Origin of the sequence: Wylensekiella montiformis, from assembly GCF_009697385.1 — a bacterium.
GTDB classification, from domain to species: Bacteria; Bacillota; Negativicutes; order Selenomonadales; family Selenomonadaceae; genus Selenomonas_A; species Selenomonas_A montiformis.
The window spans coordinates 1-22,014 of sequence record NZ_VUNL01000007.1 but is presented as its reverse complement, the minus strand read 5'-3'; the positions used below and the strand labels follow the sequence as shown (position 1 = coordinate 22,014).

Genomic DNA, 22,014 nt, shown 5'->3' with positions numbered 1-22,014 from the left:
CTCCCGGTGCGGCCCAAGCCCACCGGGAGCGTTTTTCCTTGCGCTATTTTTTATTGGATTCTTTTCTCATGGCGCCGCGGTCATACTTCCTGTTTCACGGTACCGTCATCGTCGGGCGCTGCGTCCAGCAGATCATCCCGCAGGCCGGCCAGCGCGCGGCGTGATACGGCAATCGGGCATGAGGGGGAACATACCACGCAATGTCCGCAGCACGCTTCGACCGCTTCCAGTGCCGCTTTGACTTTTTCCAGCTGAATCACAGCAATCCACCGCCTTTCCTGAATCCGTCCGTCCCAGAACTCTGACTCAAGAATACCACGATCAGGCGCGGGCTGCGGCAACAGCCTGAACAAACTCCCGGGCCTTCGCCGTTACGCCGTCATAATCACCGGTCTTTGCCGCGCCGGTGAGGCTTCCGCCTGCCGATACCGCAACCGCGCCGGCATGGAGCCAGTCCGCCGTATTTTCCACACTAACGCCGCCTGACGGCATCAGGGCAGCCTGCGGCAGCGGGCCATGAAGATCTTTTATCATCTTCGTGCCGACAATATCCCCGGGGAATACCTTGATGATATCCGCACCGGCCGACAATGCGGCGACTGCCTCCGTCGGCGTCATGACGCCCGGGCAGGAAACCACCCGATACAGATTGCACATGCGAACCACTTCTTCGCTGAAGCAGGGAGAAACGATAAACTTCGCCCCGTTCAGAATCGCAATCCGGCAGGAGGCCGCATCCAGCACCGTCCCGGCGCCGATGATCACATCCTCATCGTCCCGATATTTCTCGGCCAATGTCTTGATCGCCACATCACCCTGCGGCGTCGTGAAAGCCAGTTCGATGGCTTTTACCCCGCCCTTGATGCAGGCATCCGCGATCTTGATCCCATCCTCGCAGGTCCTGCCGCGCACCACGGCAATGATTCCCTGCGCAGAAAGCTTAGCAGCCACTTGATTTTTATCCATCTTTCGCACCTCTTCCTATCTATCCGGCTCATGATCGGGCCGGTTCCTTCCGACGTTCCGAAAGTGGCCCCGTTACGGCTGTTTGCCGATATAGGCCAGAATTCCTCCGTCGACATAAAGAATATGACCATTGACGAAATCCGAAGCATCGGACGCCAAAAACACCGCCGGCCCCATGAGATCTTCCGGCGTACCCCAGCGGTTAGCCGGCGTCTTGGACAGAATGAAGGAATTGAACGGATGGCCCGGCGTACGCAGCGGCGCCGTCTGCGGCGTAGCGATATATCCCGGTCCAATGCCATTGCACTGAATGTTGTCCGCGCCGTACTCCGAAGCGATATTGCGGGTCAGCATCTTCAATCCACCCTTGGCTGCCGCATAAGCGGAAACCGTCTCACGGCCCAGTTCGCTCATCATCGAGCAGATGTTGATGATCTTGCCATGACCTTTCTTCTTCATGCCCGGAATCACCGCTTTGGACACGATGAACGGCGCATTGAGATCGATATCGATCACCTGCCGGAACTCCTCCGCCTTCATTTCCAGCATCGGAATCCGCTTAATAATACCGGCGTTGTTCACCAAAATATCAATGGTGCCGAGTTCTTTTTCAATATCCGCGACCATCTTCTGCACCTCGTCCTCTCTCGTGACATCGCAGATATAGCCGTGCGCCTCGATTCCATCTTTTTTATAAGCGGCAAGGGCTTTATCCATGTGCTCCTGCCCGCGGCAGTTGAACGCGATCTTCGCGCCGGCTTCCGCATAGGCTTTCGCAATCGCATAACCAATGCCGTATGCCGCGCCGGTCACCAGTGCGACCTTCCCCTCCAAAGAAAACTGCTTCATGATATCCATGCTGCTGACTTCCTTTCTGCCCGCAATACCCGGACACTCTCCATTACTTCAGATCCGTTTTCCGAAGATCATCCATATCATCAAACGTCTTATTTTCGCCGCCCATCGCCCAGATGAACGTATAATTCGACGTGCCGCATCCGGCATGAATGCTCCAGGACGGGCTGATCACAGCCTGCTCCCCTTTCATGACAATATGGCGCGTCTCGTCGCCCTGTCCCATCATATGGAAAACGACATCCTCATCCGGAATCTCAAAATAGAAGTAAATCTCCATCCGCCGTTCATGCGTATGCGCCGGCATCGTATTCCAGACGCTGCCCGGTTTCAGCGACGTCATCCCCATGGACAGCTGGCAGGTCTCCAATACATCCGGATGAATAAACTGATTGATGACCCGGTCGTTCGCCTGCTCCATAGAACCGCACGGTACCTTGCGGGCATCAGCAATCGTCAGCAGCGTCGTCTTGCATGCCTTATGCGCTGGTGCAGAAACCATATAGAACTTCGCCGGCTTGCTGCCGTCCTCACTCCGGAACGTCACGTCCTTCGTCCCCATCGTAACATATAGGCAATCCTTATAGCCCAGCCGGTACTCTGCGCCGTCCGCTGTGATCACGCCGGGACCGCCGACATTGAATATACCGATCTCCCGACGCTCCAAAATATACTTCGTTCCGAAATTATGCCAGACATCAATCCCGTCATCGAGCGCGACCGTCCGGCTGACCGGCATGCAGCCGAACGTAACCATGCGGTCTACATGGGAATACACCGCCGTTACCGCATCCGGCTCAAACACCTTCTCAATCAAGAACTCCCTGCGGACTTCCTCCGTGGTATACCGCTTAAAGTCGCGGGGATTCACTGAATAACGTACATCCATTTTGATTCCTCCAAACATCCTGACCTGTTTACTGCTGACTGCTCATAAAGGCTTCCAGCTTCGGGCGATCCGGCAGTCCCTCGTTATCGCCCTCGACCATAACGGCCAGCGCACCGATCGCGGCGCCGCGGCGGGCGGCCTCCCGAATCGTTTTCCCCTCCAGCAGGGCGCTGATCGTACCGACGGCAAAGCCATCTCCTGCGCCGACCGTATCTACCACATGATCCACACGGAACCCCGGCGAATCAAAGCATTCCCCATCGCTCGTCTTTACGAAGGATCCCTTGGCGCCGACCTTCACCACAACGGCCTTCGCTCCCTGAGCCAAATAAAAATCCGCAATCTTTTCCGGATCCCGCGACCCCATCAGCGTTTCGCCCTCGCCGACACCCGGCAACACAATATCCGCCTTCGCGGCCAAACCGTTGAGTACCCGCACCATCTCCTGCTTATCCGGCCAAAGCGCCGGACGCAGATTCGGATCAAAAGAAACCCGGACGCCCTTAGCCCGCGCCAAATCCATCAGCTTTCCGGCCGCCTCCCGGCAGCTTTCCGACAGCGCGGCAGAAATCCCCGTGACATGCACATGACGGACGCCCTTCCAATCGATCCCATCCAGCTCAGACGGCTGGAAATGCGAAAAAGCCGATCCCTTCCGGTAATTGATGACCAGCGGATCCCCCTCCGTCACCTTCGCCTTCAGCTGCATCCCCGTCATATACTTCGGCTCCACCTTCACATAACGGTTATCAATATGATTCTCCGCCAAAAAATCGCGGATATGCTCGCCAAACGGATCCGGGCCGACCTGGGAAATATATGCCACCTCATGCCCCAGACGGGAAAGACCTACAGAAAAATTCACTTCCGCCCCGCAAACATAGCGGGAAAAATGCTCCACATCCTTCAGCGGCTTTACTTCATCCGCCACCATCAGCCCCATAGGCTCTCCAAAAGTCAATACCTCTGCCACGTCCATACCTCCTGTGCTCCTTGATGCTCTTGCATAAACCGGTTTACATTCCCACATCAAGTGTACCGGTTTACTTCTAAAATAGTATGATAAGGCGGGAATCCCCGCCTCAAAAACAATCCACTCGCCGCGTCTCAGGTCGAATGCCGAATCTGCAGCGTACACGGCAGCTCCACCCGCCGCGGCTCTCCCGCGCGGGAATAGTTCAGCAAATGCATCATGCGCTTCACACATTCCTTGCCTACATCATAAGTGGGCAAAGCAATCGTCGTCAGGCCTCCGCCGACCAGATTCATCCACTCCCAATCATCGAAGCCGCAAAGCCCCGTTTCCTGCGGAAAGCGAATTCCCAGATCCCGCATCGTCTGAACCACGCGCATGGTCGCCACGCCATTGCCTGTAAAAATCGCATGCTTCGTATCGATATTGCGCCGCATAAACTCCTGCATCACATTGGCATCCCGCTGCTTCTTCTCCAGAAAATACACCTGCGCCATGCCGTCAAAATAACTGCCGTATACCTCACGGAAAATCTGACAGCGGTTGATTCGCGTACTGTTCGTCAACGGCTGCGTGAAAAAACCGACGGACTCATAACCGACGCCCTTCAGATACCGCATCATCTGACCGATCGCATCACGGTCCGCACTGTGCACCGTATCAAAAAGATCCAAATCGATCGTCCGGTCTGCCAGCACAAACTTCATGCCCATATCCGCCGTTTCGCGCAAGAATTCGTCATTGCCGCCTGTCGTATTCAGGATGATGCCATCCACGCTCTGATCGATCATATTCATAATATAATCGCGTTCCTTGCGCGGCTCATCATCAGAGTTTGCAATCAAAATCCGATAACCGTAACGATCACAGCAATCACTGATCCCCTTCAGCAGAATCGGAGAAAACGGACTCGTAATATCGGAAACAATCACGCCAAGGACAAAACTCTGCTTCGACTTCAAACTGCGCGCCAAAGAATTCGGACGATAGCCCAGCTCCTCAATTACATCAGCGATACGCTGGCGCGACTCCTCAGACATATACTCAAATTTGCCGTTCAGATAGCGGGAAATCGTGGTTTTTGAAACCCCGGCCTTCGCCGCCACATCCACGATCGTCACTTTTTTGCGCTTTGCTCCCGCCATACTGCCAATCACTCCTGCTTCCTTTATTCTTCTTAACGAAACCGTTTTACTTTTATTATTGTAACGCATTCATTCCTATTTGTCCAGCATTTTCTAGAAAGATTAAGAATACGTAAATCAGCAACACAACCAGAACGAAAATCTCTCAACCCCCATCGTTCTTCCTGCCTGAAGAATGATGGTTCTTTTCGCATGTATACATGAAATAATGATAGAAAACATGTTCTGAATATGGTAGAATGTATTGTACAAGGAGCTCCGCTCCTCCATCATCATCTTTCTTTGCCCGTTTGAGCTCTTTGAACAAAACCGCCATATCTATACATTCCGTAACATCTGCATCGAAGATAAAACCCTCGAACTAAACGACGGTGCTGCAAAAATATTTCTCAGCAGTAAAGGTACTGCCAACGATGTATCGCCAGACGTACGCGCATTCCTTGACTATATGAACGGGCTTCCTGCATCCGATGATTTCATCAAAGAAATCGATGCCTGCATCACGGAAACAAAAACCAACCGCGAGGAAAGGGTGAGTTATATGACCTACGAAATGAAAATGCGTGAAGCACACGACGACGGCCGTGCTGAGGGCCGTGCCGAGGGAGAACGCAATGCTGATCTTCGTACGGCGAAACGAATGTTAGCCAAAAACAAATCCATTGAGGAAATCCTCGAACTCGTCAACCTCTCACGTGAAGAAGTCGAAGAACTTGCGCTGCAGCCCAAATAACCCATAGAAAAAATCATCCAATACGCTCAACGTTTCGAAGCACGAATACGTAAATCAGCAACACAACCAGAACGGAAACAACGCAAAAACCATCGTTCTCACCTATCCGAGAACGATGGTTTTTTATGCTCTGTTATTCCTGGAAAGCCCCATCACCCGCTCACGTCCGCTGCCTCGCATCCTGCTGTGCCTCACCGTCCATATCCCCCAGCGCATACTCGCAGCACTGCTGCACCAGATTATTCACCGACACATCCTGCGTCCTCGCCACCTCCGTCAGCCGCTTTACTAAATCCACCGGCAGGCGGAACGTCTTATTCATCATCTCAGAATTCTTCTTTACTACAAACATACCGACACCTCACGATTATCTGTAGAACTTACTACGCAAGAAATTGAATCCATCAAATACCAATTTTCTATTATTTTTCCCGATTAGTATTAAGGACATATAACACAAGAAAAAAATCAAAAAAGCAACGATTATAGATAAAGGCTCATGATGGCCGCTTAATAGCATACGAATCTTCCATGCTAAAAATCCCGCTATAGCAGCTGGCAGAGCTGCATTGAGAATACATCCAAATATTTTCCGCAATGAAAAGCCTAAAACCTGTCGTAGCATTATAAGTTTTACAGTATATAACCATAAAGAACTTAAACAAGTTCCTATAGCTAACGCCTGAAAACTTATCTTCGCTGTATACCATATTAAAACGAACAATACAGGAAAATGCAGTAACTGAGACAATGATGACATTCTTGGCATTCCTCTTGCCCGTAGCGCCTCACTTGCAAAGCCATTAATAAGTATAGACAAACACATGGTAAGGCTCCAAATACCAAAAAAGAAGTCACCTTCCTGCCACTGATTTCCTAATAAAAATCCAATGATTAAATCTTGAAATATATACAAAATGGCACCTAACGGCAAAAGAATCAATGCCAACTTATACTGTATAGATATGACGATTTCCCGAAAAGCATTCATATCATTTTGTAATCTTGACAAAGCGGTGAATAATACTGGCATGATAGTTCCCGTAACAATGGAAAAAGCTGCTCCAACTAAAGTCATCACTCCACGGTATATTCCTAGATAATAACTACTCAACATCATTCCTACTAAAAACATCCCGCCCCATGTACTAAACCAAATGGTTATAGACTCAAAAAGTGTCCATAACGAAAAGGAAAGCATCTTGCGTAAATCCTCTATACAAAACAACCATCCTAATGGCATAGCCGTGTAATATGATTGTATAAGACAAGTAAGAACCTGCTGACTAAGCGTTCCGATTATCAATGCCCAATACCCACATCCTGCATATGCCAAAGGAATTGTTACTAGCAACGGAACTAACAAGACTATCATTTTTACTTTAAACAGTAATTTGAACTGAAAATTACGTTTAAATATCGCGGCCTGCATGCCATTATATGAATTAACAATAATACCTATCCCTGCTAAACGTATCCCCCACACAGCTTTTGGTATCCCCATCATTGTAGCTATTGGTCCTGCGAATATGAATATCACCAACCAAATAACAGCAGCAATTGAACAAGATGTAATCACAGCTGTGATAAAACATGAACGTTTCTCTGCTTCTTCATAAAACTCATGCTGAATAAAATATTTTTGAAAGCCAGCGTCCGCAAATATTTCTGCAAAAGATGTAACAACTAAAATTGCCGCTACGACACCAAATGCTTCGGGAGACAATAAACGCGCTAATATCATTCCCGTAATGGGCGTTATAGCTTTTGCTAATACTTCTGTCAACAATGTCCATTTTGTAGAACTTCTTACCTTATTACCAATATCACTCATATTATTTTTGTAACACCCTTTAATCCCTGAATCAGCAATTCTCTATGGGATTCACATTCTACAATATTAAGGAAAGAAAGTCTGTGCCGTCTATTGGTCAGCCAATAATACAACCTCCGCTTCAACAGTCGATTTGCAATACGCAAAATAATATTTGTATTAAGATATCCTAAAGGAATACGTAGATATCCTTCAATCGTTTTACGTGCAAACCGCTGATAACATTTTGTCACAAAGCCATTTCTCTGGATTTCTAAGCTCCTTTTCCGGTATTCATGCATGATCTGTTCTTTTATCAGACTTTCTGCCAGTGCTAAACGACCTTTTTCATCCAGTACCACAGGTAATTCTTCTACCTTGCACCCATCATCTATCTTAATTCTCAATAACAATCCATTTGCATAAAACTCTCGATTGCAAAAAGCACTCTGTTCAAAAAGAAAATTTCCCTGACCGTAGATTATTACTCCCTTTCGATAATCCTCCCGGCAACCAATACAATGAGTATGCTGAGTAACCACTAAATCTGCGCCTTTTTCCACAAAACGACGACAAATACGCTGGATATCCGGCGATGGATACCGATAGAACTCCTTACCTCCATGAAACATGACGATAACATAATCGCATTTTGCCTTAAGCTCAGCCACATGGTCAAAGGAATACAAAGCATCATAAGAATTGGCTCCAGCTTTCGTTTCCGTAGCAATGGTGAATTCATGCTCCGCACAGGCATAAATTCCCACCCGTCTGCCATTTTTCGCAATAAGATAAGGTTCTGCCGCTTCGGATAAGTTACGACCGATGCCAAAAACGTCGATATCCTGCGCTTCCAGTAAGCGTTTGGTTTGAAACATACCTTTTGTCCCTTGATCAAGGGTATGATTATTAGCGCACCCCATAGCTGTAATATGCATAGCCTTCAAACCTTTCACACAAGCAGTCGGAGCGTGCAAATTCGGCCCACATTTCACAATCGGTGCCAATTTATCACATAAGGGTGTTTCCAGATTGAAAATATTGGCATCACTGTTGGCCAATATGTCCAGTAATTCTTTGCCCAGTAGCGCCTTGCTATCACCAGTTATAAAAAAATGTTCATTTGTTTTGGTCGGCACGATATCACCGCCCAGACAAATCATCAACTCATCCAAAACATAACCTCCATCATTACAACCGAATCCAACTCCCTATTTTATAATCCCATTCCTCCGGCGAAAATTCTTCCATACCATTCCCTGGAAAAAAAGTAATCTCCCCAAAATAAATCTTCCCGCTTATTTCGTAAAAATCAATACGGGAAAATTTCAGTGGTGCCGATATTTTTTCTGCTAAATCTACCATTTTCTCATAACTCACAGGTTTTGGCATAGCAATCTGCTCAGCCGGATAATGGCGGGAAAAAGGCAATTTCTTCCAATCTCTGTCATAGAAAGTTACATACAGCCCTCTATCTGTATTGCGTCCCGTACAAGTAAAAGAACACTTCATCTTTCCATTAAAGCACATAAATTTGTAATCGGTTAAATCTGTACAAGATTCTGCTGCCCGAACGATCAAAATATAGCCATTACCGCTTAGTATTACCCCTCCATGAATATTCACACAATTTCCTAATTTCGCACCAAACTCTTCTGGTATAAATTTTTCAAAACCAGAACCATGAAAAAAAATCATTTCTCCAAAATAAATTTTATCTTCGATAGAGTAAAAATCTATTCTAACGTGAGGGATATCTGCTGCCAATTTCGATGCAAGATTTAGCATTTCATCTAATCGTTTTGGCCTTGGAATTTGATGACCTGCATCTGTGGCAAATTCAATAGCTGCTTCTATATATTTCCAATCTACAGTGTATAGATTACGTTTATGTTCCACGAATCGATCATAATCAACTTGGATAATCTTTGGCTCTCCGTTAAAGTTAAAGACCTTGTAATCCTTCAGCTCCGTACGGGATTCATCGACCATATATTTTTCGGCAATAATCCGTGGCTTCACATTTTTATACGGCCATTCAAAACCACCGCGATAATAGTAATTATAGCGAAGCCCACGTTCCAATTTTTCTTTGGCCCTTTTTCTATCCAGCTTATCCTTATCCTTGCAAATGACGATACTACCGCTGTCATGGGTACATTTCAGCACAAACTGCCCCGGCAACTGGTCAAAATCAATGTCATCAAAGTGATCCCAAACGCCCAACGTCGGGATGATATATTCCTCGCCGATAATATCCGCCGCATACTTTTTGGCTTCATACTTATCCACCATTTTCGTATACAGTGGATTACGGTCATAAAGTTTCAGCCATTGCAGCTTTTCATTAAATGTTCGGGGATTATCCAAATTTAGCGAATAGCCCACCCTCTTTTTGAACTGACGCTTCAAATACCACTCCTCCGGCACTACATGCATGGCAGCATAGTGTGCATCACTATACACCCGCTTCAAAGGCGCCAACATAAACGGCGGCAAATTATCTTTCAGGATTTTCTTGATACTCAACGCCTGCGTTCCCCCTTACAAGCCATAGTAAGTACGATACCACTGAGCAAACTTTTCCAGCCCTTCTGCAATCGTTGTATTCGGCCGGAAATCAAAATCCCGCTCCAATTCGCTGACATCCGCATAGGTCTGATACACATCCCCAGGCTGCATTGGCAAGTATTCCTTTTTTGCCGTTTTACCAAGTGCTTTTTCCAACGTCTCGATAAAATCCATCAATCGAACCGGACTATTGTTGCCAATATTGTAGATCTTGTATTTATCCCCATCTTTATTGGCTTTTGGCGGATTGCAAAGCATATGCTCAATTCCTGAGACAATATCATCCACATAAGTGAAATCCCGCAGCATATCTCCATTGTTATAAATCTTGATGGTTTTCCCATCACGAATCAGATTCGCAAATTTGAAATATGCCATATCAGGCCGACCATAAGGGCCATAGACCGTAAAGAAACGTAAACCTGTAGCAGGAATGCCATATAAATGGCTATAGGTATAAGCCATCAACTCATTGGATTTTTTCGTAGCTGCATAAAGACTAATCGGATGGTCAACCTGATCCGTGGTACTGAAAGGCGTTTTCTCCTGATTGCCATACACAGAAGAACTGGAAGCAAAAAGAAGATGCTCCACAGGATGATAGCGGCATGCCTCTAATATGTTGAAGAACCCAATCACATTGGAGTCAATGTAGCTGCGTGGATGGTCAATACTGTACCTCACACCAGCCTGAGCACCAAGATTCACCACAATATCCGGTTTTGACTTATCAAACAGTTCCTTGACAGCTGACGCATCAGCTAAATCACCTTTGATAAATTCATACTGCGGAAACCGCCGCAAAATCTCCAGCCGACTCTCCTTCAGCGACACATCGTAATAATCATTACAATTGTCAAAACCTACCACCTTCGCTCCAAGCTCCAGCAACCGCTTAGACAAATGGAAACCAATAAATCCGGCACCACCTGTTACCAGCACCTTTTTACGAACATCAAATTCCTTATACTTTGCCAAATCATACACACCTCTTCTGTTGACAACAAAAGCATTGTATTTTCGTTACATCCGCGTTACAATAAAAGAAAAAAAGACCATCAAGGAGGGTTTATCATGGAAAAAACAGCCACCTTAAATCTACGCATAAACCAAGAAGTCAAGCATAACGCCGAAGTTGTTCTCTCTGCCCTGGGGCTTTCGATGACATCAGCCATCACCATATATCTGAAACAAATTGCCCTCAAAGGCGCGATTCCTTTTGAACTATCACTAACACAAGGGCCCCATCATTTAAACACTGACCGAATGACTGCCGATGAAATCCGTTCCTTCTTGGACAAAGGAATCGAAGATATCGAAACCGGAAAATCCATGCCTGCCAAAGAATTCTTTGCATCCTTTAGGAGAGAACATACTCATGACCGAGTACCAAATCATAATCTCTGAACAAGCTGCCAAGGATATGTCTGACATATACGAGTACATAGCTAACACCATTGGAATGCCTCAAATCGCAACGGGGCAGTTCAATCGCATTGCTGAAGCAATCGAAACATTAAACTATTTCCCTGAGCGAGTAAAAGTCATGGTGGATTCTAAACGCCCAGAAAAACAGTTCCGGCAATTATTGATAGATAATTATTCGGTAATATTTACCATAACAGAGCATACCGTAAATATTTCTCGTATTGCTTATTCCCCATCAAACCTTGCAGACAAATTAAACAACATGTAGCATCCGGTGCCGTCGCTTTACGCGACGGCACTTTTCTATTCAGCGTTTTCAATCAATCTCTGCTGAAAATATCTCTGGTAAACACCTTGTTACGCACATCTTCCAGATCATCATTCCAGCGATTAGCAACAATCACATCACTACGCACCTTGAAATCGGACAAATCATTTACTACCTCAGAGCGGAAGAAATTATCCTCTTTCAAAGTCGGCTCATAGACAATGCAGGGAATCCCTTTTGCCTTGATACGCTTCATGATGCCCTGAATCGCACTAGCCCGGAAATTATCCGAAGCCGTCTTCATGGTCAAACGATAAATACCAACTACTTTGGGCTGTTTGGCAATAATCGCATCGGCAATGAAATCTTTACGGGTACGGTTAGCCTCCACCACCGCGCCAATAAGATTCTGCGGCACATCACGGTAGTTTGCCAAAAGCTGCTTCGTATCTTTTGGCAAACAATATCCACCATACCCAAAAGAAGGATTATTGTAGAAATCGCCAATCCGTGGATCAAGGCTGACACCACGGATAATCTCACTCGTATCCAAACCACGAGCTTCCGCATAGGAATCGAGTTCATTGAAGTACGCCACCCGCAATGCCAGGCAGGTATTGGCAAAAAGCTTGATTGCCTCTGCCTCCGTAGAGCCCGTGAATAGCGTAGGAATATCCTCCTTCACTGCACCTTCCGCCAACAGTCCGGCAAAGACCTTCGCCCGTTCCGACCGTTCGCCCACGATAATTCGCGATGGATAGAGGTTGTCGTGCAGAGCCTTCCCCTCTCGCAGGAATTCCGGCGAGAAGATGATATTGTCCGTCTTATACCGCCTCTTCATCTGCTCCGTATAGCCAACGGGAACAGTCGATTTAATCACCATCACAGCCGAAGGATTGATTTCCAAAACTTCCTCAATCACCGCCTCTACCGAGGAAGTATCAAAGAAATTCTTGTCTGGATCATAATTGGTCGGTGTGGAGATAATCACGAACTCTGCACCTTCAACCGCATCCTTTACATTCAGCGTAGCCTGAAAATTCAACTCCTTTTTCGCCAGAAACTCCGAAATATCCCCATCTACAATAGGAGAAATCCCCTTATTGAGCATATCCACCTTCTCTGGCACAATATCCAGCGCTACCACCTCATTATGCTGGGCCAATAGAACACCATTTGACAGACCAACGTAGCCCGTACCAGCAATTGCGATTTTCAAAACACACTACATCCTTTCAAAATATTATCAAAAACCATCATGACAAATCCTCCCATAATACAATTTTGTCAACAATTATTATCAAACATATCCCTAAATAAAAATTAATAAAATGTCCATGCTATTGTTTATACGGCAGTGCTTTTATTTAGATTCAATCTAGCCATGATATAACGCACCGCATATCCAGTAACATTTCGCCAATATGTATAATCCAACGTATGAAACACCCTATACATTATCAGAGCTTGCTGCCAAGGATTTAACACATAATTTCTATGCATAATCGCCATAACTTCATCATAGGAAACATCTACTGGAGAATACTTGTTAAAGATTTTGTATGTATTATCTTGTTGTTGATGTCTCTTCGCTACACTAATGCTATTACTTTGTATACGATATCTCAGCAGGATATCTGGCAAATTATCTATTTTAAACTTTCTGTTTATTCTCTGCCATAAATCATAATCTTGTGCTGATGAATATTTCTCATCATAAAATAGATTATGATTTACAATAACGTCACGACGCATCATCACAGTTGGATGGGCCATTGGCGATGGAATCAAGCAATACTTTGCTAACTTTTTACCAGTGGCCGGATGATGTATATATAGATTATTTCCACTTTCATCAATCGCTTGAAATCCTCCGCCAACCACTGCTACATCAAGATGAGTATCCATGTAAAACACCTGCTTAGCAAACCGCTCCGGCATGGATATATCATCAGCATCCATACGTGCAATATATTCCCCCTTTGCCAAGTTTATTCCCTTATTGAGTGAAGCAGGCAATCGCATATTCTGTTTATTGCGCACCAAACGAATGCGACTATCGTCATACGACTCAATAATATTTACGCTATTATCCGTTGAGCAATCATCTATTATGATAAATTCAAAATCGCTGTATGTTTGTGTCAATATACTTTCAATAGACTCTTGTAAATATTGTTCTCCATTGTAAACTGACATTACCACACTTATCTTCGGCAAACTGACATCTCCCTACTATTACCACTCAAGCCTAACGCCATGACAATTCCAAAAAATACCGGGTATGCATCCCCCTTGTATTCTGCTACGAAAAAACATATAACCAATGTCATAACTAAATAACTAGCAACCTTATCTCCGCGCAAATTTTGCAACGCAAAAACCGTTAGAGCTAAATAAGATCCATATATGCACATTGCTCCTATCACACCAAAATAAAGGATTATCCTCATATAGCCGGCATCTGTATACATATAGTAACTACCATCATTATTCTCGTATCTGCCATCCCCAAATAAAATCGTACTGTCGTCTGGCATAAAATACATACCATACACCAACTTATCTCCACTTGATCCAAAGGTAATTTGACCGTATTGCAATCCTTGTATAAATCCATCTACTGGTTGCATAATCCATAGTTTCCAAGCATCAAACATTGAATTATCAAAGCATCCTAAAATTACATATATACTAAAAGACGAAACTATGAGTCCTCCAATCTGCCAAGCAATTGTACGAAACCGCATTGTCCTCATCATCAAAACAACAATTGCGATAAGTGAAAGAATAATCCCTATTCTACCATAAAATAAATTTCCTAATAGGGATATCAATAGCAAAGGGAAACCGATATAGACTTTTCGACTTATTAAGTAATACGATAATATCCCCCCAATACTCGCCAATATCGTTTGACCAAACCCTGCAAAGCCCCCCACGCTAAAACGCGTTATATACATTTCATCTTCTAATAAATATGGCTTATCTGTTTGATTAAGCAGTAAAATATAATTTTCACGCAAATCTAAAGAAAGCAATGTCATAACTGTAAATAAAACACAAACAGCAATCGCTCCGCTATAAAAAACACTATATTTCTCCAATATATTTTTGTTCCGCAATGTATTATTCGCCAGCAGCAACAAAAAAACGCTAATATATATTGAACGAAATGCAGTAAATATTTTCATAAAATAGCTATAATCATCAGTGTTGTTATAGACTATGGCACAAAATGACCATACTAGTGCAAATACCAAAAGCAAAAATGATATCCACAAATATTTTTTCTTTATTCCCAATAATAAACATTGGACTTTTCTAAAATTGCATAAAATATACAATAATGGTACTCCATTATATATCCCGCTATTCAGCCACCCCGGAAACGCTCGCAAATACACAGGAACCAACCAATAAACAAAGGCTAGTAATACCATCGCATACTTTATGTATTTCATCGAGCTATCAACTCCTTGAGATGAGAAATCACGCGCACAGTTTCTTCTTTTGCCGAATATCCACTGGATATAATCAACCCTGTATTATCCATACGCGTCTTTCGTCTATGGTATATTGACAATACTCCGCATGTCCAATCATCAATATCTCCCAATTTACATATTTTCACAGCCTCACTCAAAGCAACATCCAGTGGTACCCCTGTTGAGATTATGCATGGCAATCCAGAAGCCTGCGCTTCCAAAGAAACAAGCGAAAATCCCTCGCTAATAGACGGAAGCAAGAACAAATCCATAGCCTGATACATTTTTTCTACTTTCTCAATATTTCCAGTAAATATTACATCTTCATTTAGATGATACATATCTATTTTTTCTTGAATTTTCCTAAGATATCCATCATAAGCATCCAAATTGCTATTATCCCCTATCAACAGCAACTTAACATTAGAACATTGTCTTTTCACAGCTGCAAACACATCAATAAGAAACAAATGATTTTTCACTGGTGAAAACCTTCCGACATTACCTATAACGAAGGCATCATCCAGTTTATACGATTTCCTTATTTCATTTCTGGTACTCTCATTATAATGAAATCTTTCTACATTTATTCCGTTACGTACAATAAACGCATCTTCGTGTCCAAACAAGAATTTCGATGCTTTTTTACTACATGCCCAATATTCAGTAACGCAAGCTTTAACAATCAAACGATTATATGCGAACATTATCTTCCGTAAAAAGGATATTGAATTCTCATATCCACTGCCATGTGCATGCATAATTCTGCATTTAATGCCAATCAATTTAGCTAACAAAAAAGGTAAATCTTGCGAATAATCTGAACGGTTTATAATTAATGCCATATAATTGTCACGACGGATATCCCAAAACAATTTCAACATCCGCCAATAATAAGCGACAGGATTCGCAGGTCTGCTACCAAGGTTATATACTTTTCCTTGTTTTAATATCTCAGCCTCATAAGCAATCACATCATCAGAACTATTGATAAAGTCATAGCTAACATCTTCAGGCAGGGTTCTCAACTGATTAATTAAATATGTCTCAATTCCACCCTTGCGTTTTTCCGTTGACATACCAAACTGTAAAACCTTAATCATACTATCCTCGTACACTTAACAATTTCTTCGCAATTAAGATACATAATTCAGTCATGCTATAATTCATTACAAACAACAAAATCAGCACTTTACGACTTATAGGCAATGGCATTTTTAATAAAAAAATAAAATTCTTCCGTAAAGAAGCCTGGCATATTTTCACAATTTCATTTTTCCGTTCTTTCGAAACACCACTTCCATAGAAGGCTATCCTTGCTAAAATTGAAAAAAAGCTTCGTTCGTGTTTCGCCTTTGCTAATACTTGTATTTTTTCATTATATGGCCTAGCCATATCTACCAACATTGTTGTAGCCTTAAAAAGATCTAAATCTTTCTCCTTGAATGCACCTCTTGTCGTACTTTCACTCTTTTGGTAATAATAATATTTAATCAAATTGCTATTTGCCATACGTTCCACATGTGATAGGGCTGCAAACTTAAATGGTATATCCTCATTTATCATACCTGTAGGAAATCGCACATCGGTTAAACTCTCTGCTTTGAACAAGCACCGGCAAACACTATGAGAGCCAGTAGTGGTAGTAGATTCCAACAAGTGTTGCTCTAGTACATCTTCATTCTCATAAACACTAATTAGTTCATTATCATTATTTAGCTTTTCCCTATCATCAGTAGTAAACTTAAAGGAAACACTCGCGCAATCCGTTCTATTTTTAACAATTAATCCATAAAGATATTCATACATATCCAGCGCAATATAATCATCACTGTCAACGAATCCTATATAATCACCATGGCACCTATCCAATCCATAATTTCTAGCTGCGCCTTGCCCTTGATTTTTTTGATGATATGATGATATATTTTCATATCTATTGGCATAATCATCGCAGATGACTCTACTCTTATCTAAAGAACCATCATCGACCAAAATAATCTCTATATTTTTATAAGTTTGCTGCAAAATAGAATCTATACATCTTGAAAGATATTTTTCTGCATTGTATACAGGAACTATAACTGATATCATTGGCTTATTAAGTTTTAACAAAATACATCCCTCTATGTCCTTCAAACACCGCATCAAAACAAACAAATTCCCCATTACGGCTCCACCGCGGATGCAAATCGCACCTCGTATCATTGTCGTACTTAAATGGCGCAAATACTTTAGCTTTGATATTTATGAGTGATTCATCAGGATTATCAGCTGCTACCATAACCGCTGCTATGCGTTTTCCATCAGGATATCGATCAAATACTATGTTCTTCCCATCTGGCGAAAAACTTGGATGCCCATCATAGTTTATTGTTGGCCAATAATGTTGGTAGTTTTGCATTTTATCTTCCATTAGATAATAACCAGTGCCACTATCGCGCTTATTTTCAAAAGCAAATATTTCTTTATCATTCTTCCAGCAACAATGCGAAACCATATCATCATCACTAAGATTATACATATCTGTACCATCAATATTGGCAGTAACCAATCTCGTATACTTACGTTCACCATTAAACCAACGATGAAGTACCATAAAACGTTTACCATTAGGCGAAATCATAATGTGATTCACTTTATGCTCCGCCCCATCCATTTCCAGACGATGTTCAAAATTAACAAAATCAGCGTATTTCAACACAGGATTAACTTTATCCGTCTGTAAATCCAGTCTCCAAATGCACGGTTCATCCGGAATTAACTGCCCTTCTGTATGGTCAGGCAAATTGGCATAACCATAGCCTTTGCGCAATCTATGTAAGCGAGAAAAATCAAGAGTCAAGGCAAAACTGCCATCCTGTGACACTGAATATACCGGCATGGACAGGACTCTTTCCTGCCGCGTTTCCATATTTAAAATCACTGCGCAATACTTTCCATCGCGGAAATCATTGTATAGGATTTCTTTAGCGAAATCTGGTCCCCGCCATTGAAGCATGCATGCTTGTTGTACATTCCAGGCATGTGTTTGCGCAATAATTTCTAATTCATTATCATGCTCAGTATCGATCAGACAAATATCTGCCGGCTCATCCGGTGCAACATCTGTCCATGTATCCTTTGCCCGCAAGCACAGGACATATCTTCCAGAATCATCCCAAGGAGATTTATCGTAATAGCCAAATAAATATTCATGATTGGAATCATTCGGTGACAATTTATGGATATCACCTTCTGCTTTGAATTTTGGTGATATAGCGACCATGGTCCGTTGGAAAATTCGTTTTGCTTTCTTCTTGATTCCCGGATAACGATTTAAGTAATTGCTTACGGTATATACAAAACTCATTAAAGTTAATTGCCACCTTTCAAAAATTTATATAGGATTTTTTGAAATAAATTTGGCAACGCATATCTTGACAATTGCCCAATACTGATAATTAGAAACTCCAACAAGTTATTATAGCCACTTCTCCACGCCTTATACCGAATTTCAAGCAAGCTACCTGTATTCAACCAATTTTTCCGTCTAGCATAAGTTGCTTCATCGAAGCGAAAACGGAATTGGTCATCAGGCAGGTTCATACATACAGCTTTATGACTAAGCATTTTAATCCACAAGTCACTATCCTGATTTTTTCGATAATCACCATAATTTCCAGAAGACAAGACTTTTGATTTACGGAACATAACGGTAGGATGATTAAAGGGATCGCGTAATTTAGCGAATTTATAGATAGCCTTGTTTGTTTCTGGCACCTTGCGTTCTCCCACTATGTTATCTATACTGCCGGAAAATTCTTTTATAGAATACCCCACAATATCAAGCTGTGGATTATTTGAAAATGCTTCCAACTGCAATCTGCACCGATCCGGCAAAGAAATATCATCCGAATCCATGCGGGCAATCAGTTTGTTTTTGCATTTTGGAACACCGATTTGCAAGGCAGTCCCCAATCCCACATTTTCCTCAAGCTGTATTTCTTTGATGATGTGTGGATATTTACTGTCCAGTTCATCTATAACCGCCTGTAAATTATCCGTTATAGGACCATCCGTAACAACCACAATCTCATCCGGCATAACGGTTTGGTTCAGCATGCTGGCAAGACTCTGCCTAAAATATTCGGGATTATCTTTCTGATAAACGGTCATCAATACGCTGTATGGTTCATACACCATGAAATTCCTGCCACTCCCTTAGTATTTCATTAGCTGCCTGTTGTTTTTGGCAATAATCCGATTCAGTTAAAAGCTTATTCCTTAACAGCCAATCTCCATAATCTTCGCTGGTTTCCATGCCGTCTGTGGCAATGTCTTTCTGCTGGCTGACCCTGAAGATTGTCCGCCAGATTATGCGCAGGTCTTCTTGCAGACTTATGTTTTGGATATATTGCAGGTCATAGGCAAAGCGTTCTTTCCAGTCGATATTATTGCGGCCGCTGATTTGAGCAAGGCCGGTTAGTCCCGGAGTCACATCTTGACGGTGCATTTCTTTTTCTGTAAAGAACACCATGTCGCGAACCAGTTGCGGTCTTGGCCCGACAAGGCTCATGTCGCCTTTGAGAATATTGAAGAGTTCCGGTAATTCATCCAGACTGGTGGCACGGAGTTTGCGGCCAAAGTCGGTCATTCTCATTTCATCAGGCAAAAGATTTCCTTGTTTATCCCTCGCATCCGTCATAGAGCGGAATTTATACAGTCGAAACAGCTTGTTCTTTTTCCCCGGCCTGATCTGCGAGAAAAGAACAGGACTACCAAGATTTTTCTTTATCTTCCATGCCAGCCATAACAGCAGTGGACTTAATAGGACTAGCGCTAAAGCTGACGCTGTTATGTCAAACAACCGCTTGCCATATTTCTGATACAAATAATCACCTCATAAGCTCACAAGAAACACTTATGAATCCCTTCAATAATCTTATCCTGCTGTTCAGCAGTCATCTTGTTATCACTTGGCAGGCATAATCCCCGCTGGAAGATATCTGCACCTACGTCAATGCCTGTACCTGCGATATAGGCATTACTCTTACCACGACCATTGCCTTCTTTGGTAATAAAGGCATTTGTCCGATAGATTGGCTGCATATGCATGGGCTTCCAGATTGGACGGCCTTCGGCATTGATTGCAGCCATTGCCTCCAAGATTTCCTGCGGCGAAGATTTGCCGCTTTCGTGCTTGTAGAGATAATTCTGCTCCCCTCTAACCTGTGGAGCCATCGCTTCTTTGTCGATAATCAGGCAGGAAAGCCAGAAGTTTGGCTGACTGTTTTCTCTGTCCCAAGGATTCATCTTGACTGGTAGATCAGCAAGTCCCTTTGCATATCGCTCGTAAATCGCTTTTTTCTGCGCAATGTGTTCATCAAGGTAAGGAAGCTGACCACGAACGATACCAGCAACGATGTTGCTCATGCGATAGTTGTAGCCGATTTCTTCATGCTGGTACCAAGGTGCTGCTTCGCGGCTCTGGGTGGACCATTTTCTTACCTTTTCGGCATCTTCCTTGCTATTCGTCAGGAACATGCCGCCGGAACTGCCGGTGATGATTTTATTGCCGTTAAAGCTGATGGCATTGAAATTCCCCAACGTACCAGTTTCTACCCATTTGCCATTGAGCTTGTATTTTGCACCTAAGGATTCAGCGGCATCCTCTACAATCAGCGCACCATGCTTATCACAGATTTCTTTTATCTGCTGCATTTTCCCCGGCGTGCCATAGAGGTGCGCAACAATCACGAGTTTTACATCCGGGTACATTTCAAAGGCCTTGCCCAAAGCTTCCGGACACATATTCCATGTGTCATATTCCGTGTCAATAAATACGGCTTCTCCATCTTCATAGGCTACGGGATTGATGCTGGCATCGAAGGTGACATCGGAACAGAACACTTTATGGCTTTGCAGGGTTCCTGCATTCGGTTTTGCCTGACCGTAGAGTTTTTCCCCAGCCAGTTTCGTCGCTAAATGCAATGCTGCTGTTCCTGCCGATAACGCTACGGCGTATTTACAGCCGACATACTCAGCGATTTGTTCTTCGATTGCATTGATATTGGCACCGACGGTAGATACCCAGTTGGTGCGGATAGCTTCGTCTACCCATTTTTGTTCTTCGCCGTGCATCGTGGGAGAGGAAAGCCAGATTTTATTGGTTGACACTGTTTCATTGCCTTCTTTCGCGGTTGTTTGGAGGACTGCACCTCATTCGGCCCTTTGGGCCACCTTCCCCTCAAGGGGAAGGCTTTGTTCTTTCTTCCAATTGTTTACTTTTATAGGTCGGGATCATGTGTTTTAACGTCTGCAAAAGGATTTGCCTGTCCGTTGTTTTCTGCAAGGTTTGCAGGCTTTGTTTGAGGTCTGCTTCGTCCAAGGGCTGGATCCTCGCTTTGAAGATTTTTTTGTGTTTGGTGCTGGTGGTGCCTTCTTCGCTGGTCAGGAGTTCTTCGTAGAGTTTTTCTCCGGGGCGGAGTCCGGTGTAGACGATTTTTATATCCCTGCCCGGGGTCAGGCCGTGAAGCCGTATGAGGTCTTCGGCCATGTCGTTGATTTTTACGGGCTTGCCCATGTCGAAGAGGAATACTTCGCCCCCTTCGGCCTGACTGCCAGCCTGCAGTACGAGCTGAACGGCTTCGGGGATGGTCATGAAGAAGCGGGTCATTTCCTTGTGCGTGACGGTGACGGGGCCGCCTGCGGCAATCTGTTTTTCAAAGAGCGGTACGACGCTGCCGCGGCTGCCGAGTACGTTGCCGAATCGCACGGTGACGAATTTGGTCTTGCTATGCTGGTTGATTTCCTGCAGTACGAGTTCTGCCGTGCGTTTGGTAGCTCCCATTACGCTGGTTGGATTTACGGCTTTGTCCGTGGAGATCAGGACGAAGATTTCGG

General features: G+C 43.8%; 24 protein-coding genes. 3 read left to right on the top strand and 21 right to left on the bottom strand.

What is annotated here, in order from left to right; genetic code table 11:
• Positions 1–80 precede the first annotated feature (80 nt).
• From FYJ78_RS07225 to FYJ78_RS07200, 6 genes are all read right to left on the bottom strand, one after another.
• A complete protein-coding gene (locus FYJ78_RS07225; RefSeq protein WP_154620743.1) occupies positions 81–260 on the bottom strand; it encodes a hypothetical protein in 180 nt (59 codons plus the stop codon).
• A 61-nt stretch (positions 261–321) separates the two neighbouring features.
• Positions 322–966, bottom strand: a complete 645-nt coding sequence (locus FYJ78_RS07220) for a bifunctional 2-keto-4-hydroxyglutarate aldolase/2-keto-3-deoxy-6-phosphogluconate aldolase (protein WP_154620742.1) — start codon at positions 964–966, stop codon at positions 322–324.
• Between the two features lie 72 nt (positions 967–1,038).
• Positions 1,039–1,824 (bottom strand): gluconate 5-dehydrogenase, encoded by a 786-nt coding sequence (locus FYJ78_RS07215; protein ID WP_154620741.1) that lies wholly within the window; start codon positions 1,822–1,824, stop codon positions 1,039–1,041.
• A 43-nt stretch (positions 1,825–1,867) separates the two neighbouring features.
• Positions 1,868–2,710: a 5-dehydro-4-deoxy-D-glucuronate isomerase gene (gene kduI, locus FYJ78_RS07210; protein ID WP_154620740.1), complete on the bottom strand. Its 843-nt coding sequence runs from the start codon at positions 2,708–2,710 to the stop codon at positions 1,868–1,870.
• 28 nt (positions 2,711–2,738) lie between these two features.
• Positions 2,739–3,683, bottom strand: coding sequence for a sugar kinase (locus FYJ78_RS07205; protein ID WP_328597676.1), 945 nt, complete (start codon positions 3,681–3,683; stop codon positions 2,739–2,741).
• A 134-nt stretch (positions 3,684–3,817) separates the two neighbouring features.
• The gene (locus tag FYJ78_RS07200; protein WP_154620738.1) at positions 3,818–4,828 is read right to left on the bottom strand and encodes a LacI family DNA-binding transcriptional regulator; all 1,011 of its coding nucleotides are present in this window, start codon (positions 4,826–4,828) and stop codon (positions 3,818–3,820) included.
• A gap of 244 nt (positions 4,829–5,072) precedes the next feature.
• On the opposite strand from FYJ78_RS07200, the gene FYJ78_RS07195 reads away from it, so the two are divergent.
• Entirely contained in the window at positions 5,073–5,561 is a 489-nt protein-coding gene (locus tag FYJ78_RS07195; protein WP_154620737.1) for an Rpn family recombination-promoting nuclease/putative transposase, read from the top strand.
• Positions 5,562–5,721: 160 nt separating this feature from the next.
• Here the strand turns inward: FYJ78_RS07195 and FYJ78_RS07190 are convergent, their stop codons facing one another.
• Genes FYJ78_RS07190 through FYJ78_RS07170 form a run of 5 tightly spaced genes read right to left on the bottom strand, consistent with a single transcriptional unit; the run spans position 5,722 to position 10,932 of the window.
• Positions 5,722–5,913, bottom strand: coding sequence for a hypothetical protein (locus FYJ78_RS07190; protein ID WP_154620736.1), 192 nt, complete (start codon positions 5,911–5,913; stop codon positions 5,722–5,724).
• A 15-nt stretch (positions 5,914–5,928) separates the two neighbouring features.
• Entirely contained in the window at positions 5,929–7,395 is a 1,467-nt protein-coding gene (locus FYJ78_RS07185) for an oligosaccharide flippase family protein (RefSeq protein WP_154620735.1), read from the bottom strand.
• Positions 7,392–8,549, bottom strand: a complete 1,158-nt coding sequence (locus tag FYJ78_RS07180; protein ID WP_206671383.1) for a CapA family protein — start codon at positions 8,547–8,549, stop codon at positions 7,392–7,394. The genes FYJ78_RS07185 and FYJ78_RS07180 overlap by 4 nt, the downstream gene beginning before the upstream one ends.
• Positions 8,550–8,565: 16 nt before the next feature.
• Complete coding sequence (locus FYJ78_RS07175; RefSeq protein WP_195847902.1) at positions 8,566–9,903, bottom strand: ATP-grasp fold amidoligase family protein; 1,338 nt, start codon at positions 9,901–9,903, stop codon at positions 8,566–8,568.
• A gap of 15 nt (positions 9,904–9,918) precedes the next feature.
• Positions 9,919–10,932 carry an NAD-dependent epimerase gene (locus FYJ78_RS07170; protein ID WP_328597675.1) on the bottom strand — a complete coding sequence of 338 codons (1,014 nt, stop codon included), beginning with the start codon at positions 10,930–10,932 and terminating at the stop codon, positions 9,919–9,921.
• A gap of 87 nt (positions 10,933–11,019) precedes the next feature.
• Here FYJ78_RS07170 and FYJ78_RS07165 point away from each other — a divergent pair, with 87 nt between their 5' ends.
• Positions 11,020–11,352: a type II toxin-antitoxin system RelB/DinJ family antitoxin gene (locus FYJ78_RS07165; protein WP_154620846.1), complete on the top strand. Its 333-nt coding sequence runs from the start codon at positions 11,020–11,022 to the stop codon at positions 11,350–11,352.
• Positions 11,324–11,641: a type II toxin-antitoxin system RelE/ParE family toxin gene (locus tag FYJ78_RS07160; protein WP_195847901.1), complete on the top strand. Its 318-nt coding sequence runs from the start codon at positions 11,324–11,326 to the stop codon at positions 11,639–11,641. The genes FYJ78_RS07165 and FYJ78_RS07160 overlap by 29 nt, the downstream gene beginning before the upstream one ends.
• 52 nt (positions 11,642–11,693) lie before the next feature.
• Here the strand turns inward: FYJ78_RS07160 and FYJ78_RS07155 are convergent, their stop codons facing one another.
• From FYJ78_RS07155 to FYJ78_RS07110, 10 genes are all read right to left on the bottom strand, one after another.
• Entirely contained in the window at positions 11,694–12,860 is a 1,167-nt protein-coding gene (locus FYJ78_RS07155) for a nucleotide sugar dehydrogenase (RefSeq protein ID WP_154620732.1), read from the bottom strand.
• A gap of 128 nt (positions 12,861–12,988) precedes the next feature.
• Positions 12,989–13,840 (bottom strand): glycosyltransferase family 2 protein, encoded by an 852-nt coding sequence (locus FYJ78_RS07150; RefSeq protein ID WP_195847900.1) that lies wholly within the window; start codon positions 13,838–13,840, stop codon positions 12,989–12,991.
• An 8-nt stretch (positions 13,841–13,848) separates the two neighbouring features.
• Entirely contained in the window at positions 13,849–15,105 is a 1,257-nt protein-coding gene (locus tag FYJ78_RS07145; protein ID WP_154620730.1) for a hypothetical protein, read from the bottom strand.
• On the bottom strand, positions 15,102–16,232 hold the full coding sequence (locus FYJ78_RS07140; RefSeq protein ID WP_154620729.1) for a glycosyltransferase: 1,131 nt from the start codon (positions 16,230–16,232) through the stop codon (positions 15,102–15,104). Before FYJ78_RS07140 ends, FYJ78_RS07145 begins: the two co-directional genes overlap by 4 nt.
• Before the next feature lies 1 nt (position 16,233).
• The gene (locus FYJ78_RS07135; RefSeq protein WP_195847899.1) at positions 16,234–17,244 is read right to left on the bottom strand and encodes a glycosyltransferase family 2 protein; all 1,011 of its coding nucleotides are present in this window, start codon (positions 17,242–17,244) and stop codon (positions 16,234–16,236) included.
• On the bottom strand, positions 17,231–18,481 hold the full coding sequence (locus FYJ78_RS07130) for a TolB family protein (RefSeq protein ID WP_154620727.1): 1,251 nt from the start codon (positions 18,479–18,481) through the stop codon (positions 17,231–17,233). Before FYJ78_RS07130 ends, FYJ78_RS07135 begins: the two co-directional genes overlap by 14 nt.
• Positions 18,482–18,486: 5 nt before the next feature.
• Positions 18,487–19,314: a glycosyltransferase gene (locus tag FYJ78_RS07125; protein WP_154620725.1), complete on the bottom strand. Its 828-nt coding sequence runs from the start codon at positions 19,312–19,314 to the stop codon at positions 18,487–18,489.
• On the bottom strand, positions 19,304–20,002 hold the full coding sequence (locus FYJ78_RS07120; RefSeq protein ID WP_154620724.1) for a sugar transferase: 699 nt from the start codon (positions 20,000–20,002) through the stop codon (positions 19,304–19,306). Before FYJ78_RS07120 ends, FYJ78_RS07125 begins: the two co-directional genes overlap by 11 nt.
• Before the next feature lie 17 nt (positions 20,003–20,019).
• Positions 20,020–21,288: a DegT/DnrJ/EryC1/StrS family aminotransferase gene (locus FYJ78_RS07115; protein ID WP_328597674.1), complete on the bottom strand. Its 1,269-nt coding sequence runs from the start codon at positions 21,286–21,288 to the stop codon at positions 20,020–20,022.
• A gap of 70 nt (positions 21,289–21,358) precedes the next feature.
• Positions 21,359–22,014: polysaccharide biosynthesis protein (locus tag FYJ78_RS07110; RefSeq protein WP_154620723.1), on the bottom strand; the 656-nt coding region annotated here is incomplete at its 5' end.